Below are 17,791 nucleotides of genomic sequence, written 5' to 3' on the forward strand. Positions count from 1 at the left end.
ATGACCGCGTTGAAATACCTCCAGGCCTATCCCGCTGCCCTTCAGGAGCAAGTTCGCCAGCTGATCGCCAAGGACCAGTTGGGCGCCTATCTGGAGCAGCGTTATCCCGAGCGGCATGCCGTGCAGAGCGACAAGGCCCTGTACAGCTACGCCCTGGCCTTGAAGCAGGAACACCTGCGCAATGCGCCGTCGATCGACAAGGTGCTGTTCGATAACCGCCTGGACCTGACCCACCGCGCCCTGGGCCTGCACACCACGATTTCCCGAGTGCAGGGCGGCAATCTCAAGTCCAAGAAAGAGATCCGCATCGCCTCGCTGTTCAAGGAAGCGGCCCCCGAGTTCCTGCGCATGATCGTGGTGCACGAGCTGGCGCACTTCAAGGAATCGGACCACAACAAGGCGTTCTACAAACTCTGTGAACACATGATGCCCGGCTACCATCAGGTGGAATTCGACCTGCGGGTGTACCTCACCTGGCGCGATCTGCAGGGCAAGCCCTAATCACAAGGCGATTGACCATGGATGTGAGCAAGACCAAGAGCAGCTTCTACCGCCGCCTGTATGTGGCGTACCTGATCGACAGCGGGCTGGCCAGCAGCGTCCCTGCATTGATCGATGCGACTGGCATGCCCCGGCGCACGGCGCAGGACACGATTGCGGCATTGGCCGATCTGGATATTGTGTGCGAGTTCGAGCAGGAGGATGGCGCACGTAACCATGCCGGGCGTTATCGGATTCGTGATTGGGGGGCGATTGATCGACGGTGGATCGAGGCTAATCTGGTGTCAATCAAGCGGGTATTGGATTATCCCTGAAGGCTTGCAGTGCCTGGCCTGACGCTATCGGGGGCAAGCCCCTCCCACACTTGATCGGGTTCACACGGTCAAAATGTGGGAGGGGGCTTGCCCCCGATGAGGCCCTCAGACTCGCCGCATCCCGATATGTGGAATATCGTCTTCCAGGTATTCCTCTCCCGCCACCACAAACCCGTACCGTCCGTAATACCCCTGCAAGTGCGCCTGGGCTGACAGAAAAATCGGTGTCTCGGGCCAGATATCCTCGATCTGCTTGAGGGCCTCTTCCATCATCAAATGCCCCAGCCCGGTGCCGCGTGCCGATGGCGCGACGATCACTCGACCGATCACCACATCGCCGCCCTGGGTCTCTGGGTCCAGCAGCCGCAGATAGGCCACCAGCTCATTGTCGTTCCAGGCCATCAAGTGGTGGGTATCGCCTGACAGGTCCTGCCCGTCTATGTCCTGGTAAACGCATTTCTGTTCAACGACGAACACCTCGCCGCGCAGGCGCAGGATGGCGTAAAGCTGTTCCTTGCCCAGATCGTCGTGATGTTTGCAGACCCAATCAACCGTCATGATGTGCGCTCTTGTCAAAGGCTTGGCAGGGATAGTAAGCGCGACCGGCGCTGCTGTCTAAAACCGGCTATTTTGTGAATGGCGTCAATTTGCCATCATTCAGTGCATGCACGGCCGACTTCTTTGTGTAATAAGCAATGCACGCTCATTGATGAGCTACTGTTATCAGGCCATCGCCTGCCCGCCAAGGATTTTAAGCATGCCGCGATTGTCTCGTGCCGTTGCTTTGATTGCAGTGCTGCTGCTGGCTCAACCGGTGGTGGCGCAGCGTCTGCGCCTGGTGGCGGATGGTTGGCCACCGTTCACCGATGTCACCTTGGTCAACGGCGGGCTGGCCACGGATATCGTCAGCACCGCGCTGGCTCGGGCGGGGTACGCCAGTGATTTTGAGCAAGTGCCTTGGGCGCGCGCGCTGAAGGGTGTAGGCGATGGGCGCTATGACGTGCTGATCAACGCGTGGTACGACGATGCCCGCACGCAGCTGGGGCAGTTTTCCGAGCAATACCTGGTCAACCGTGTGCGTTTTATCAAGCGTCGCGACGACGCTATCGATTATCAGAGCCTGGAACAGTTGCACGACGAAAGCATCGCCGTGGTGCGCGGCTATGCCTATTCGGCGGCGTTCGACCAGGATGCGCTGTTACAGAAAGTCCCGGTGCATAACTTTGCCATGGCTGTGCGCATGCTGGCGGCGGGCCGTGTGCGGCTGACGCTGGAAGACGAGTACGTGGCGCGTTACTACCTGGCGCGGGAGTCACCGAGGGTGCGCAATGCCGTGGAGTTCCTGGGCAAGCCGCTGAGCGAGAACAGCCTGCATATTCTGGTCAGCCTGAAGAACCCCGAGCATGCGCAGATCGTGGCCGGCTTTGATCGGGAGATTGCCAGGATGAAGGCGGATGGCAGTTATGCCAGGTTGATGAAGGCGCATGGGATGTAGTGTTCTTGAGGGCCTCATCGGGGGCAAGCCCCCTCCCACAATTTTGATTTGTGAACACAGTCAAAATGTGGGAGGGGGCTTGCCCCCGATGGCGTTCTAAGCCGCACGGGTATCCTTGATCAAATGCGCCGCCAACGTCCGCAACGGCCCCAACTGCCGACAGATCAACGCCAACTGCGTTTGCACCAGCCGCTGGCCTTCGTCGATCTCATCCGGCATCTGCTCAAGCTGCGCCGCCAGTGCTTCCTCCTCATCACTCTGAATCGCAATCGGCTGTTTATTCGCCAGCCCACTGGCGATCTCGTCGATGCTCAACGCCAGGGCGTGCCCGGCACCGTCGATCAACTGCTCACGCACCTCGGCCGGCAGCTGGGTGTCGCGGTGCGCGCCAAGGCCCGACAAGTAGCTGAGCAGGGTGTGCGACAGCACCAGGAACCTGAAGCCCACATCCGCTTCCTTACGGAAATGCCCCGGTTCCATCAGCATGTTGGCCAGGGTGGTGGACAGCGCCGCATCGGCGTTGTGCGCGTTGCGACGGGCCAGGCGGTAGGCCAGGTCGTCGCTCTTGCCAGCGGCATACTGCTGCATGATCTGGCGCAGGTAGACGCTGTTGCAGGTCAGGGTATTGGCCAGCACTTTGTTCAGGCGCCGACCTTGCCAGTCCGGCAGGAACAGGAACACCGCCAAGCCCGCGATCAGACTGCCGAGCAGGGTATCGAACAGGCGTGGCAGGAACAGTCCGTAGCCATCGCCCACTTGGTTGAAGCAGAACAGCACCATCAGGGTGATCGCCGCCGTGGCCAGGGTGTAGCGCGTGGTGCGATTGATAAAGAACACCAGGCCGGCGGCGATGGCGAACATCGACTGCACCACCGGGCTGGGAAACAGGTCGAACAGCGCCCAGGCCACCGTGAGGCCGATGGCGGTGCCGATGATCCGCTGGCCGAGTTTGCGTCGCGTCGCACCGTAGTTCGGTTGGCACACAAAGAGCGTGGTGAGGATGATCCAGTAGCCCTGTGAGGCGTGAATGGCATGCAGCGTGGCGTAGCCGACGGTCAATGCCAGGGACAGGCGCAAAGCGTGACGAAACAGCAGCGAGGTCGGCGTGAGCTGGGTGCGCAGGCGCGTCCACATTTCCTTGAGGTTGCGCGGGGCGCGGTCCAACAGGTTGCTGTCGGTGGCGTCGGCCAGGGCATCGGGGTTGCTCGCGTCGCCGAGCAGGCGGTCGAGGGTGGACAAGTTGGCGGCCAGGGCGCGCAACGAGCGCAGCAAGCCGCGCCAGGCCGGGTTGCTCTGGATGCGCAGGTGTTCCAGGGAGGCGTTCAAATCGCCCAGGGCTTCGGCGAAGCTGTCGTCATAAATGAACGGCTGGCGCAGCTGGATCGACTCGGCCAGGGCCTGGCACGCCTTGCCTTGCTGGCGCAGCAGGCGTTGACAGCGGAACAGCACGTCGCTGTGGAAGAAGGCTTCGGCCAGGGCGTTATACGGGTAATGGGACGAGCTGGCGCGCTCGTGGATGTCTTGCGCCAGGAAGTACAGCTTCAGGTAACGGCTGACCTTCGAGCCTGGGCGACCGTTGCCGACGCGGTGCAGGATGATTTCCTTGGCGGCATTCAAGGCGGCGACGACCCGGCCATTCTGCTGGGCCAATTCCAGGCGCCGCGCCTCTACGTCCAGCTGGCGGATCGGTTCGAACAGCGACGACTTGAGCTTGAGGTAACGCCCCAGCTCGCGGAACAACCGCGCCAGGCTCTGCTGCACCGGCTGGTTGGAAAACAGCGCCTGCCACAGCACCGACAGCACGCCGTACCAGGCCGCACCCGCCACCAGCAGCAAGGGCTCGTGCCAGAAATCACTGACGGCCCCGCCGCGCTGGTCCACGCCGATCATGGTATAGACCGACAGAATCAACGTGGCCGAGGCAATCGCGCCATAGCGTTCGCCGAGCGCGCCGAGCATGGTCAGGCCGAACGTGGCCAGGGCCAGGGAGGCCGCGAAAATCCAGGGGTAAGGGAACAGCAACTCCACCGACAGCGCCGCGATGCTGAAGCACACCAGCGTCACCGCCAGGGCGTTGAGGCGGCCTTGCCAACTGTCATCGGTCTCGGCCAGGGCGCTGGCGATAATCCCCAGGAACAGCGGGATCAACAGCGTCATTTCATCCTGATACCAGCACAGCGCCATGCTGCCGGTGAGGGCGATGAATACCCTAATGCTGTAGCTGAATTTATCCAGTGCCCACAGGCGCCGCAGGGACTGCTTGAACGAGGTCGATGACATGAAGTCGGGAGTCTTCCGGGACGATGCCGCTAAATTGAGCTATCAAGGACGCCACGGCAAGGGTGGTGATCACATCCACCCGCAAAATATTTCCCTGGCTCACCACAGACCAAATGTGGGAGGGGGCTTGCCCCGGTACAAACCGGGGACATCGTTTACATTTCTAACCGGGGACATGGTTTACAGGTTAATACGCATGATCAGGAGGTAACTGATCATGCCCTGGAACCAAGAGTCTCCGATGAATCAACGAATCAGACTGGTCGCTGACTGGCTTTCTGGTAATTACACCAAAAGCCAGCTGGCGCGCCGCTTTAACGTAAGTCGGCCTACCGTCGACAAATGGATCGGCCGGCACAATGGCGATTTAAAGTCGTTAGCCGAACTGTCCCGACGCCCTCACAACAGCCCCAATAAAATCGACGATGAAATCCTGGCCCGTGTGGTGGCGATGAAGGAGGCGCACGATAAATGGGGTCCGAAGAAGCTTCTCGAGCTATTGCGACTTGAAGATCCCTCCATCGCCTGGCCTTCCCCAAGTACAGCAGGCCAATGGCTTGATCGACTTGGGCTCGTCCAAAAGCGGCGCTTCAAGCGCAGACACGGTAATTCCCCTGTAGTAATGCGCGAGGCCAACGAACCTAACCAGACGTGGTGCGCCGACTACAAAGGGCAATTCAAAATGCATAACGCGCAGATGTGCTTCCCTTTGACCATCACAGACCACGCTTCCCGGATGATTTTGGCGTGCAGGGCTCATTCAAAGATCAAGACTGAACCTGTTAAACAAGCCTTTGAGAGACTGTTTCAGGAGTACGGCATGCCCGAAGTTATTCGGTCGGACAACGGTGTTCCGTTTGCCTCTCCTGGCCTGGCAAGAATATCCACGCTGGCAGTTTGGTGGATACGTCTGGGCATCTATCCGGAGCGCACCATGCCAGGAAGACCGGCCCAAAGTGGTCGCCATGAGCGGATGCACCGTAGCTTGAAACTGGAGCTGCCCTTAGGAGAAAACTTAATCGAGCAGCAGCTTTTGCTGGAGCATTTCAGGCATGAGTTCAATTACGTGCGCCCTCATGAAGCGCTCGGTATGAAACGTCCAGGGGACGTGTATGTGCCGTCTACGCGGATTTACCCAGGATGCTTGCCGGATGTGGAGTATCCGTCCGAAATGAAGGTTCGAAGCGTCAGACAGGACGGGTCGATCAAGTGGAACGGCAAGTTGGTATTTATCAGCGAGGCGCTGTCAGGGGAGCAGATAGGGCTTAAAGAGGCTGAGGATGATGTTTGGGATTTGTACTTGTGTGATTATCCCCTGGGAAGGCTTGGGCGAGGTATGACCCGCGTCCAAGCCTCAAATGTGTAAACGATGTCCCCGGTTTCAGATGTAAACGATGTCTACGGTTCTACACCCCGATAGCAGTGGACCATTCAACTCATCAGGTGACTGACACACTGCTATCGGGAGCAAGCTCCCTCCCACATTTTTTACCGTGTCGTGTCAGACGTACTGCGCAGCCGCATAGCCTGACGCCCAGGCCCACTGGAAGTTGAACCCGCCCAAGTGCCCGGTGACATCCAGCACTTCACCGATAAAGTACAGCCCTGGGCTTTTCAGCGACTCCATGGTCTTGGAAGACACTTCCCGCGTGTCCACCCCGCCCAATGTCACCTCGGCGGTGCGATAGCCCTCCGTGCCCGCCGGTACCAACTGCCAGCTGCCGAGCATCGAAGCGATGTCGGCAATTTCGGCATGGGTGTACTGCTTCATCGGCTTGGACGCGAACCAGGTCTCCGCCAGCAGGTTGGCCATCTTCTTGGTGAAAATCTCGCCCAGCAGGGTTTTCAGCTCGCTGTTGGGGCGCTCGGCCTGTTGCTGTTGCAGCCAGGCGTGGGCGTCGTGGTCGGGCAGCAGGTTGATTTCCACGGTGTCGCCGGATTCCCAGTAGGAAGAAATCTGCAGGATCGCCGGCCCGCTCAGGCCGCGATGGGTAAACAGGATGTTCTCGCGAAAGCTCTGGCCGTTGCAGCTGACCAGGCAGTCCACCGAGGTGCCCGACAGCTCGCCGCACAAGTCCTTGAGCTGATCGGTGATGGTGAACGGCACCAGTCCCGCGCGGGTCGGCAGCAGCTCATGGCCAAATTGCCTGGCCACTTGATAACCGAAGCCGGTGGCGCCCAGGGTCGGGATCGACAGGCCGCCCGTGGCGATCACCAAGGACTCGCAGCGCAGTTCGCCCAGGGTGGTCTGCAACTGGTAGCCGTGGTCGACCTTGGCGATGGCTTCAATCGAGGTATCCAGGTGCAGGCTCACGCCGGTCTGGATGCATTCGTCGAGCAGCATGCCGAGGATGTCGCTGGACTTGTTGTCGCAGAACAGCTGGCCGAGTTTCTTTTCGTGGTACGGCACGCCGTGCTTGGCTACCAGCCCGATGAAATCCCACTGGGTATAGCGCGCCAGCGCCGACTTGCAGAAGTGCGCGTTGTGCGAGAGGAAGTTGGCCGGCTCGGTGTACAGGTTGGTGAAATTGCAGCGGCCACCGCCGGACATCAGGATCTTTTTGCCGGCCTTGTTCGCATGGTCGATCAGCATCACCTTGCGCCCCCGCCCCGCGGCGGTCAGCGCGCACATCAAGCCTGCGGCGCCGGCGCCAATGATCACAACTTCGGTCGAGCGCACAGCAATGTCCTCATGCAAATTCTGAATTGGAATACAGTCAAATGTGGGAGGGGGCTTGCTCCCGATGGCGGTGTGTCAGTCAGTACATCTAGCACTGATACACCGCTATCGGGGGCAAGCCCCCTCCCACATTGGATTTTCATTGGATGGAAGAGCCTTACAGAATCCGCACGCGCAACGAACGGCCCTTGATTTTGCCGTCGTTCAAACGCTGCAGTGCCTGCTTGGCGACCCCGCGCTCCACGGCGACGAAGGCCTGGAAGTCAAAGATCGCGATCTTGCCGACCTGGGCTCCCGGAATCCCGGCATCGCCGGTCAGTGCGCCAAGGATGTCGCCTGGGCGAACCTTGTCTTTACGCCCGGCGGCGATGCACAGGGTGCTCATCTGCGGCAGCAGCGGGCCGCCGCTCTGCGGCTTGAGGTTGTCCAGCTGGTCCCAGTTCAAGGGCGACTTTTGCAACTGCTCGATGGCTTGGGCACGGTGCGCTTCGGACGGCGCCACCAGGCTGATGGCGATGCCGGTCTCCCCCGCGCGACCGGTACGGCCGACACGGTGGATATGGATTTCCGAGTCGCGGGCCAGTTCGACGTTGATCACCATGTCCAGTGCGTCGATGTCCAGGCCACGGGCGGCCACGTCGGTGGCTACCAGGACCGAGGTGCTGCGGTTGGCGAACATGGCCAGCACCTGGTCGCGGTCACGCTGCTCGAGGTCGCCATGCAGGCCAACGGCGGAGATGCCTTTGGCGGTCAGGTGGTCGACGGTTTCCTGCACTTGCTGCTTGGTGAAGCAGAACGCCACGCACGAAGCCGGGCGGAAATGCGCCAGCACCTTGGTCACGGCGTCCATACGCTCTTCCGGCGAGATCTCGTAGAAACGCTGCTCGATCTGGTCGTCGGAGTGGAAGGCTTCGGCTTTCACCTGTTGCGGCGCGCGCATGAACTTGGAGGCCAGCTGCTTGATGCTCACCGGGTAGGTGGCCGAGAACAGTAGGGTCTGGCGGCGTGGCGGGGTCTTGCTGATGATGTCTTCGATGGCGTCGTAGAAACCCATGTCGAGCATGCGGTCGGCTTCATCGAGGATCAGCGTGTTCAAACCGTCCAGTACCAGCGAACCTTTGCGCAAGTGCTGCTGGATACGGCCCGGGGTGCCGACGATCACGTGGGCACCGTGCTCAAGGGAGGCGATCTGTGGGCCGAGGGACACGCCACCGCACAGGGTCAGCACCTTGATGTTGTCTTCGGCGCGGGCCAGGCGACGGATTTCCTTGGCCACCTGGTCGGCCAGCTCGCGCGTAGGGCACATCACCAGGGCCTGGCAACCGAAGTAACGCGGGTTGATCGGGTTCAGCAGGCCGATACCGAAGGCGGCGGTCTTGCCGCTGCCGGTCTTGGCCTGGGCGATCAGGTCCAGCCCCTTGAGGATCACCGGCAAGCTCTGCGCCTGGATCTGCGTCATCTCGACATAACCCAGCGAGTCGAGGTTAGCCAGCATGGCGGCGGACAGGGGCAAAGTATTAAAAGCGGTGGCGATGGTGGTCACGGGACTGGCTCTGCAAAACAAAATGTCGCGCAGTGTACCAGTCTCGTGGGAATTTCCCCGCAAGTTCTAGACGAGACGCCGGTCAATGCTCCAGGTCATGCTCGCGGCTGACCACGCGTTTGCCGTCTTTTGGCGACAATTGCAGGAAGATCGCCGCCGCCAGCATGGCCATGATGCCCACCGTGAGGAACGTCAGCTGGAACGCGCCCAGTACCGTATTCACCCCATCGTTGCCGGTCTCCAAGGTAAACCCGCCGAGCAGCGCACCGGCGCAGGCCACGCCCAGGCTCAGGGACAGTTGCGCCACCACCGACAGCAAACTGTTGCCGCTGCTGGCCTGGGCGTCGTCGAGGTCGATCAGCGTCACGGTGTTCATCGCGGTGAATTGCAGGGAGTTGATCGCGCCCAGCACCGCGAGCATGCCCAGCAGCATGGGATAGGGCGTCTGTTCGCTGACCAGGCCCATGCTCGCCAGCATCGCGCCCAGGGCCAGGGTGTTGCCGGTGAGCACCACGCGATAACCCAGGCGCTCGATCAACGGCCTCGCGATGGACTTGGCAAACATCGCCGCCGCCGCGAGCGGCAGCATGCTCATGCCGGCTTCCGACGGCGAATAGCCCAGCGCCACCTGCAACAGCAAGGGCACCAGAAACGGCAGGGCACCGCTGCCCAGGCGTGCGAACAGGTTGCCGAGGATGCCCACGGCAAAGGTGCGGGTCTTGAACAGCACCGGGGAGAACAGCGGGTTATCGATATGCCCGGCGCGCAGCCAATACGCCGCCAGGCACGCCAGGCCACCGAACAGCAGCAGCATCACCCGCAGGTGCGGCAAGTGCAGTTCGCCCAGGCCTTCCATGGCGATGGTGATCAGCACCATCGCCGCGCCGAACAGCACAAAGCCCAGGCCATCGAAGCGCGTGCGCTCGCTGCCGCGCAGGTCTGGAATGAATTTCCACACGGCATAGCAGCCGATCATGCCCACCGGCAGGTTAATCAGGAAGATCCAGTGCCAGGTCAGGTATTGCACCATCCAGCCGCCCAGGGTCGGGCCGAGCAACGGGCCGAGCAGGCCGGGGATTGTGATGAAACCCATGATCCGCACCAGCTCGGAACGGGGATATGCGCGCAGCACCACCAGGCGCCCGACCGGCAGCATCAGCGCCCCGCCCAAACCCTGGATCACCCGCGCACCCACCAGCATGCTCAAGCTGCTGGACAGGGCGCACAGCAATGATCCGATGCTGAATAGCAAAATGGCGCCAAAGAAGATTTTCTTGGTACCGAAGCGATCGGCGATCCAGCCGGATGCCGGAATCAGCAAGGCGACGGTGAGCATGTAGGCAATGACTACGCCCTGCATGCGCAGCGGGTTTTCCGCCAGGTCCCGGGCCATGGCCGGCAAAGCCGTATTGAGGATCGTCCCGTCCAGCGACTGCATGAAGAAGGCAATCGCTACCACCCAGGGTAACCAGCGGGCGGTCTTGGCGTCGAGAGGGGCACGATTCGGCATGGGATCCCTTTTGTTAGCAGGCTATGTGTCGGCGATTATGCGCCATCCGTCGCTGCTTTTCCCACTGGCGGTTCGTCTAAGTCCGACATTGAAGCGTGCTCGCCCACCAAAAAATCCAGCAAGACGCGATGCACTGCCAGCGCCGCCTCGCGGGATTCCAGGTCAAGCAAATGGCCGGTGTGTTCGGCCACGGCGAAACTGCTGCGCCTCACGTAACTGCCGAACAGTTGTGCATCGGCGGCGGGGGTGTATTCGTCCAGCGTACCGTTGAGAAAGTGCACCGGCGTTTCAATCTGCCTGAGCGCGGGCAGGTAGTTGCCGTCGCCCAGTGCCAGCACCTGATGAATATGAAAGCGCGCCTGGCGATACTCGGTGGTGGCCATGTTCGCCAGATGGCGGTGGTTGTTGCGCTTGAGGCGGGGCGACAAGTATTTCCCGACCGTCTCGTTGAGCAGATGGCCGACGGCGGATTTGTCATCGGCCTCGATCAACACGCGTACGCGCTCCACATACTCAAGCATCGCCTGGTTGAGGTTGGGCGCCAGGGCCATCACTACCGAGCTTTCGATGGAGGGCGGATTATAGGCCAGGGTCAGCAGCGTGGAGATGCCACCCCATGAGGCCGAGACCAGATGGTTGACCGCAAAGCGCTGCACCAGCGCCCGCAGGATCTGCACTTCGTCATCCTTGGTGACCAGGTCGAGGTCGGTGTTGTGCTCGCGGGAATAGCCGGAGAAGGGCAGGTCGAACAGCAGCACATTGAAATGCTCGGCCAGGCATTTGCTGGTGCGGGCAAAGGAGCGCGTGGTGGACAGCGCGCCATTGACCATCAGCACGGTTTTTCTGTGTGGGTCGTTGCCCAGTTGCTCTACGTGGACGTTGTAATGCTTGTACAGCTTGTCTATGACAAAACTTGCCTGGGTCATCGCAACACTCCCTGTCGTGTGGCGGTATGCCATTAGCTTTTATAACGGGGTTTATTGCGGGCGACAACAGGCCGCCCGGAGTATGGGATTGAACGGTAGGAAGGGGCTCAGCGAAGTGTCCGAAATCAACACAGGACAATGTGGGAGGGGGCAAGCCCCCTCCCACATTGGATGTGCGGTGCTTAGAGGGTTAGCGTCAGACGTTTGACCAGGGCGCCTGGCAGCAGGTTGGACGCGGTGTTGCGCTGGCCATACGTACTGGCCGACAGCAGCAGTTCCCGATCAACAGTCAGCGCTTCCAACTGCGAGCCCAGCAGGCTGAACACGCTGTCGTCAAAGCGCATGGTGCTGACCGGCGCCTTGATCTCGCCGTCTTCCACCCAGAACGTGGCGAAGCGGGTCATGCCGGTCAGGCGCGCCGCCGGTAGATCGGAGTAGTTCAGGTACCACAGGTTGCTGATGTACAACCCGGTGCCCAACTGCTTGAGGATATCGGCCTGGGCCAGGTTGCCAGCAGCCATTTGCAAGGCGCTGGGGGACTCGTCGCTGCTGGCGCCATTGGCGCTCAGGCCATATTCGGCGGCGCTGCGCGAGTTGACCAATTGGCCGTCGGCCTGGCCGGCGTTGATCAACGTGACGTCACTGCGCGGGTAGCCTTCGCTGGAAAATGCCTGGCTCAGCGAACCGCTGATCTGCTCGGTTACGGTTACCAGCGGGCTCAGGTGTTGTTCCCCGGCATACAGGCGTTGCAGCGAACTGCCTTTGCTGGCGATGGCCTGCGCCGAAAAACCGCCCCAGGTCACGATGCTGATGATTTCTTCGAGTGCCGCTGGAGCGAGGTAGGCGCGGTACTGTCCGGGTGCCAGCGAGTGCAACGGTCGGCCGAGGAACTCAAGCTGGTCGCGGGCCTGTTGAACGCGCCGGGCGAACTCGGCACTGTCCCAGGTGTGCCCGGCGTAACTGGCCTTGACCGCTTCGCCATTGGCGTGGAACAGGCTGAAGTCGAAGTTGAAGCTGTTGGCCTGGTGCCAGCCGAACGCGCCGTCGGAGCTGGCAAAGCCACGGCTGATCGGGCCGGCGGCATAGAAACCGACCAGGTCCACGCCTTCGGCGGCCTGGCTGATGTCTTGCAGCACCTGGGTCAGTTCCGGCAAGGGTCGCAGTTGTTCGTTGTGGCTTTGCCAGGCGTTGTGGTTGAGCAGCAGGTAGGGGTCTGGCGGCAGCAACGGCAAGGTTTCGCGCAACTGTTGCAGGCCTGTGGCGAGGCGTTGGCGGTCCAGCTGAGGATCACCCGCCAGGGTGATGCCGAGGTCGGCATGGCGACCGGCGTTGATCAGCTTGAGGTTGAGGCTGGCCTGTTGCACCTGGCCGGCCTGGCGTACCTGGGCGTGGTTGAAACGCACGAACTCGGATGCTTCAGCGGCAAAGCCGAGGTGAAACTGTTCCTGCTCGGTGATGGCCTGTTTGAGCCAGTCCACCAGTGCCTTGAAGTCGTTCATCAGGCATCTCCCCCAAATACGTCGACGTTACTGAACACACACGCCGGCGAAGCATGGCCGACGCGGATCACCTGGTTGGGTTCGCCTTTGCCGCAGTTCGGTGTGCCCAGCACCTTGAAGGTGCTAGCATCGCCGACCGCGCTGAGCTTGCGCCAGAACTGCGCGGAAATGGCACGGTAGTTGGGGTTCTTGACCACGCCCTTGAGTTCGCCGTTTTCGATCAGTTGGCCCCATTCGCAGCCGAACTGGAATTTGTTGCGTGCGTCGTCGATGGACCAGGAGCGATTGGTCGACATCAGGATGCCGTGTTCGATACCGCCAATCAGCTGGGCCAGGCTCTGATCACCCGCCTCGATATTGAGGTTGGCCATGCGGTCGATCGGCGGGCGGTTCCAACTGCTGGCACGGCTGTTGGCCACACCGCCCAGCCCCGCGCGAAATTGCGACAACGCGCCGCCCAACGGCTTGAGCAGCAGCCCTTCGCGAATCAGGAACTGTTTGCTGGCGCGGCTGCCGTCATCGTCATGGCTGTAGCTGGCGAGCTGTTCGGGGATGTCCGGGTCGAACGTCACGTTGAGCAGGTTGGAGCCGTATTGCAGATGGCCGAAGTCGCTGGCCTTCACGAAGCTGGTGCCGGCGTAGTTGCGCTCATCGCCCAGAATGCGGTCCAGCTCCAGCGGGTGGCCGATGGACTCGTGGATCTGCAGGATCATCTGGTCGGGCATCAGCAACAAGTCACGCGGACCCTGGGGCGTGTTCGGTGCCAGCAGCAGTTGCAGGGCCTCATCGGCCACACGCGGCGCGGCGCCGATCAGGCCGAAGCGGCTGATCACGTCAAACCCGCCTTGCTGGCCGAAGTTGCTGCCGCCAAGGGTGCGGGTCTGGCTGTCGTTGCCATCGAAGGCGGTGACGTTGACGCCGGGAAACACAAAGCGCTGGGCCTGGCGCAATTGCGCGCCAGCGGTGTTGAGGTAGATCTGTTCGACCGTGGTCTGGCCGAGGCTGACGTCCCAGCTCACCAGGCGCTCGTCCCTGGGCACGGCGGCCGACTCATCGCCGAGCAGTTGGTAGCAGTCGCTCAGGGACGGGAAGGGCTGGTCGAAGTCGGGGGACAGGTAGTCGGCAACGTCACTCGACACCGCTTGCTCGCGCAGGTCGAGCAGCGCGTGGGGCTTGATCCGCCGGGCCTGCTGCTCGGCACGTTCGAGGGCGGCTTGCAGGCCGGCCAGGGACAGATCATTGGTCGCGGCGTAGGCTTCGACGCCGTTGAGGCGCACGGTGAGCATGGCACCTTCGTCATGGCTCAGGTGTGGCGGTTCGGCGACGTTCTTGCGCACCGACAGGTACCGGCCGGATTCGCGCACATAGCGCAGGGAGAAGAATTGGGCGGTGGTGCGCAGGGCACTGAAGTGTTGTTTGAGCGTGGCGTGGTGTTCGAACATGGGGCCTTCCTTGTGGGCAGCTCAGCGCGGGGCAGGCCAACAGAGTAGGCCGGGGCTGGGGGCTGATCAAGGAGGGGGAGGTGATCGTTCCCACGCTCCGCGTGGGAATGCATCCTGTGACGCTCCGCGTCACGACCTCAAGAGCAGACGCAGAGCGTCCAGGGCGGCATTCCCACGCGGAGCGTGGGAACGATCGGTTGGCGGTGTATCAGTTATTGCGCAGCGGCCCCACTTCACGCAGCGGCTTGCCACGCACCGGCGCGTCACCCGCCACGTAGTAGTCGGCGGTGCTGCGCGGCAGCGGCTGGCGGCCGCGGATCTTGTCGGCGATTTTCTCGGCGATCATGATCGTCGGAGCGTTCAGGTTGCCGGTGGTGATGATCGGCATGATCGACGCATCCACCACACGCAGGCCCTGCATGCCATGCACCCGGCCTTCGCCATCGACCACCGCCATCTCGTCGGTGCCCATCTTGCACGAGCAGGACGGGTGGAACGCGGTCTCGGCGTGCTCGCGGATGAACTGGTCGAGCTGTTCATCGGTTTGCACCTCGATACCCGGGCTGATTTCGCGGCCACGGTATGGGTCCAGTGCCGGCTGCTGCATGATTTCCCGGGTCAGGCGGATGCCGTCGCGAAATTCCTGCCAGTCCTGCTCGGTGGCCATGTAGTTGAAGAGGATGCTCGGGTAGTCCCGTGGGTTCTTCGACTTCAACTGCACACGGCCACGGCTTGGCGAACGCATGGAGCCCATGTGTGCCTGGAAACCGTGCTCTTTCACCCCGTTGCTGCCGTTGTAGTTAATCGCGACCGGCAGGAAGTGATACTGGATGTTCGGCCATTCGAATTCCGGACGCGAACGGATAAAACCGCCGGCTTCGAACTGGTTGCTGGCGCCAATGCCCGTGCCGTTGAACAGCCACTCGGCACCGATGGCCGGCTGGTTGTACCAAAGCAGCGAGGGATACAGCGACACCGGCTGAGTGCACGCATATTGCAGGTACAGCTCAAGGTGGTCCTGCAGGTTTTCGCCGACGCCTGGCAGGTCGTGGACCACCGGGATGTCGAGGCTTTCCAGCAGTTTGGCCGGGCCGACGCCGGAGCGTTGCAGCAACTGCGGCGAAGCGATTGCGCCGCTGCAGACCAGCACTTCTTTACGCGCACGGGCTTCAACACGCTCTTCAGCGGCGCCGATCAGGTAACGCACGCCGACCGCACGCTTGCCTTCGAACAACACTTTGTCGGTGAGGGCGTGGGTGACGATGGTCAGGGTCGAACGCTTCTTGGCGACGTCCAGGTAACCGCGTGCGGTGCTGGCGCGACGGCCGTTCGGCGTGACGGTGCGGTCCATCGGGCCGAAGCCTTCTTGCTGGTAACCGTTCAAGTCTTCGGTACGCGGGTAACCGGCCTGCACGCCGGCTTCAACCATGGCGTGGAACAGCGGATTGTTGCCGGCTTTGGGCGTGGTCACGCAGACCGGGCCTTCGCCACCGTGGTAGTCGTTGGGGCCGATGTCGCGGGTTTCGGCTTTGCGGAAATACGGCAGGCAGTCCAGGTAGGTCCAGTCTTCCAGGCCCGGCAATTTCGCCCAGTTGTCGTAGTCCATGGCGTTGCCACGGATGTAGCACATGCCGTTGATCAGGGAAGAGCCACCCAGGCCCTTGCCACGACCGCATTCCATCCGGCGCCCGTCCATGTGTGGCTCTGGGTCGGTCTCGTAGGCCCAGTTGTAGCGACGGCCTTGCAGCGGGAACGCCAGGGCGGCGGGCATCTGGGTACGGAAGTCGAGGCGGTAGTCCGGGCCACCGGCTTCCAGCAACAGGACGGTGACGCCTTCGTCTTCGGTCAGACGGGTCGCCAGGGTGTTACCGGCAGAGCCGGCACCCACAATGATGTAGTCGTATTCTTGGGACATTGAATGCACCCTCTTTGAAGTGTGGTCAGGTCGGGCCTCATCGGGGGCAAGCCCCCTCCCACATTTGACTGTATTTACACATCTGAACCTGTGAACACAGTCAGTGTGGGAGGGGGCTTGCCCCCGATAGCGGCCTCAAAGGCACTACAAGGCTCGGTTCTTAGAACACCGAGGCGTAATCGCCCAGCTCAACCTGTACCGATTTGATGCGCGTGAAGTTATTCAGCGAGCTGATCCCGTTTTCACGGCCCACACCGGATTGCTTGTAGCCACCGACCGGCATCTTCGCGTCGGACTCGCCCCAGGCGTTGATCCAGCAGATACCCGCTTCCAGTTGGTGAATCACACGGTGCGCGCGGTTCAGGTCTTTGGTCACCAGGCCGGCAGCCAGACCGAAGTCGGTGTCGTTGGCGCGGCGGATCACTTCTTCTTCGGTTTCATAGGTGAGGATGCTCATCACCGGGCCGAAGATCTCTTCACGCACGATCACCATGTCATCGGTGCAGTCGGTGAACACGGTCGGTGCGACGAAGGCGCCCTTGGCCAAGTCGCCGTCGGTCATGCGGTCGCCGCCGCACAGCAGGCGTGCGCCTTGCTCTTTGCCTTTGGCGATGTAGCCCAGCACGCTTTCCATGTGCGCAAAGCTGACCAGCGGGCCGAAGTTAGTATTGTCATCTTGCGGGTCGCCCACACGGATGCGCGCAACACGTTCAAGAATCTTGGCTTCGAACGCCGCTTGCAGGTGCTTGGGCACGAACACGCGGGTGCCGTTGGTGCAGACCTGGCCGGAGCTGTAGAAGTTGGCCATCATCGCGATGTCGGCGGCACGGTCCAGGTCGGCGTCTTCGAACACGATCAGTGGCGACTTGCCGCCCAGTTCCATGGTCACTTCCTTGAGCGACGAGCTCGACGCGCTGGCCATGACTTTCTTGCCAGTGTCGGTGCCGCCGGTGAACGAGACTTTCTCGATGCGTGGGTGTTCGGTCAGCCAAGTGCCGACTTCACGGCCGCTGCCGGTCAATACGTTGAATACGCCGGCGGGAACACCCGCCTCGGTGTAGATCTCGGCCAGTTTCAGGGTGGTCAGCGAGGTGACTTCGCTCGGCTTGAAGATCATCGCGTTGCCGGCGGCCAGGGCCGGTGCGGATTTCCACAGGGCGATCTGGATCGGGTAGTTCCACGCGCCGATACCAGCAACCACGCCCAGCGGCTCGCGGCGGGTGTAGACGAAGGACGTGTCGCGCAGCGGAATCTGCTCGCCTTCGATGGCTGGCACCAGGCCCGCGTAGTATTCCAGCACGTCGGCGCCGGTGACGATGTCCACGTATTTGGTTTCGGAGAAGGCTTTGCCGGTGTCCAGGGTTTCCAGGGCGGCCAGCTCATCGTTGCGCTCGCGCAGGATGTCGACGGCGCGGCGCAGGATGCGCGAACGCTCCATGGCGGTCATGGCGGCCCAGATCTTCTGGCCTTTTTCAGCGCTGACCACGGCACGCTCGACGTCTTCCTGGGTGGCGCGTTGCACTTGGGCGAGAACTTCACCGTTAGCCGGGTTGATGGCTTCGAAGGTGGCATCGCTGCCAGCGTCGCTGTAGCCGCCGTCAATGTAGAGTTTTTGCAGGTCGAAACGGGCCATAAAGTCCTCGCAAGTGCATAAGTGGTTGGCGTTACCCGCCGAAAACAGTGGGC

14 protein-coding genes are annotated in these 17,791 nt (G+C 61.6%); 4 read left to right on the forward strand and 10 right to left on the reverse strand.

Features of this window, described 5'->3' with window-relative positions:
• Positions 1–501, forward strand: coding sequence for a M48 family metallopeptidase (locus C4J89_RS02060; RefSeq protein WP_065937088.1), 501 nt, complete (start codon positions 1–3; stop codon positions 499–501).
• Positions 502–518: 17 nt separating this feature from the next.
• The gene (locus tag C4J89_RS02065; protein WP_124413614.1) at positions 519–815 is read left to right on the forward strand and encodes a helix-turn-helix domain-containing protein; all 297 of its coding nucleotides are present in this window, start codon (positions 519–521) and stop codon (positions 813–815) included.
• A gap of 105 nt (positions 816–920) precedes the next feature.
• Here the strand turns inward: C4J89_RS02065 and C4J89_RS02070 are convergent, their stop codons facing one another.
• Entirely contained in the window at positions 921–1,373 is a 453-nt protein-coding gene (locus C4J89_RS02070; RefSeq protein ID WP_124402818.1) for a GNAT family N-acetyltransferase, read from the reverse strand.
• Positions 1,374–1,572: 199 nt separating this feature from the next.
• Between C4J89_RS02070 and C4J89_RS02075 the strand changes: the two genes are divergently transcribed.
• Positions 1,573–2,310: an ABC transporter substrate-binding protein gene (locus tag C4J89_RS02075; protein ID WP_124365528.1), complete on the forward strand. Its 738-nt coding sequence runs from the start codon at positions 1,573–1,575 to the stop codon at positions 2,308–2,310.
• Positions 2,311–2,406: 96 nt separating this feature from the next.
• Here C4J89_RS02075 and yccS read toward each other — a convergent pair whose 3' ends face one another.
• Positions 2,407–4,590 carry a YccS family putative transporter gene (yccS, locus tag C4J89_RS02080; protein ID WP_124413615.1) on the reverse strand — a complete coding sequence of 728 codons (2,184 nt, stop codon included), beginning with the start codon at positions 4,588–4,590 and terminating at the stop codon, positions 2,407–2,409.
• Between the two features lie 217 nt (positions 4,591–4,807).
• Between yccS and C4J89_RS02085 the strand changes: the two genes are divergently transcribed.
• On the forward strand, positions 4,808–5,956 hold the full coding sequence (locus C4J89_RS02085) for a DDE-type integrase/transposase/recombinase (RefSeq protein ID WP_124413616.1): 1,149 nt from the start codon (positions 4,808–4,810) through the stop codon (positions 5,954–5,956).
• Between the two features lie 135 nt (positions 5,957–6,091).
• Here the strand turns inward: C4J89_RS02085 and C4J89_RS02090 are convergent, their stop codons facing one another.
• From C4J89_RS02090 to betB, 8 genes are all read right to left on the reverse strand, one after another.
• Entirely contained in the window at positions 6,092–7,270 is a 1,179-nt protein-coding gene (locus tag C4J89_RS02090; protein ID WP_124365530.1) for an NAD(P)/FAD-dependent oxidoreductase, read from the reverse strand.
• A gap of 157 nt (positions 7,271–7,427) precedes the next feature.
• Positions 7,428–8,765 (reverse strand): ATP-dependent RNA helicase DbpA, encoded by a 1,338-nt coding sequence (dbpA, locus tag C4J89_RS02095; RefSeq protein ID WP_256657486.1) that lies wholly within the window; start codon positions 8,763–8,765, stop codon positions 7,428–7,430.
• Positions 8,766–8,895: 130 nt separating this feature from the next.
• The gene (mdtD, locus tag C4J89_RS02100) at positions 8,896–10,323 is read right to left on the reverse strand and encodes a multidrug transporter subunit MdtD (RefSeq protein ID WP_124413617.1); all 1,428 of its coding nucleotides are present in this window, start codon (positions 10,321–10,323) and stop codon (positions 8,896–8,898) included.
• A 35-nt stretch (positions 10,324–10,358) separates the two neighbouring features.
• Positions 10,359–11,249, reverse strand: coding sequence for an alpha/beta fold hydrolase (locus C4J89_RS02105; protein WP_124413618.1), 891 nt, complete (start codon positions 11,247–11,249; stop codon positions 10,359–10,361).
• 182 nt (positions 11,250–11,431) lie between these two features.
• Entirely contained in the window at positions 11,432–12,748 is a 1,317-nt protein-coding gene (locus C4J89_RS02110) for a TldD/PmbA family protein (RefSeq protein WP_124413619.1), read from the reverse strand.
• Positions 12,748–14,190, reverse strand: a complete 1,443-nt coding sequence (locus C4J89_RS02115) for a TldD/PmbA family protein (RefSeq protein ID WP_124413620.1) — start codon at positions 14,188–14,190, stop codon at positions 12,748–12,750. The genes C4J89_RS02110 and C4J89_RS02115 overlap by 1 nt, the downstream gene beginning before the upstream one ends.
• 208 nt (positions 14,191–14,398) lie before the next feature.
• Complete coding sequence (gene betA / locus C4J89_RS02120) at positions 14,399–16,105, reverse strand: choline dehydrogenase (protein WP_124413621.1); 1,707 nt, start codon at positions 16,103–16,105, stop codon at positions 14,399–14,401.
• Positions 16,106–16,265: 160 nt separating this feature from the next.
• On the reverse strand, positions 16,266–17,738 hold the full coding sequence (gene betB, locus C4J89_RS02125; protein WP_124413622.1) for a betaine-aldehyde dehydrogenase: 1,473 nt from the start codon (positions 17,736–17,738) through the stop codon (positions 16,266–16,268).
• Positions 17,739–17,791: the final 53 nt, after the last annotated feature.

Origin of the sequence: Pseudomonas sp. R4-35-07, assembly GCF_003852235.1 — a bacterium.
Lineage (GTDB): Bacteria > Pseudomonadota > Gammaproteobacteria > Pseudomonadales > Pseudomonadaceae > Aquipseudomonas.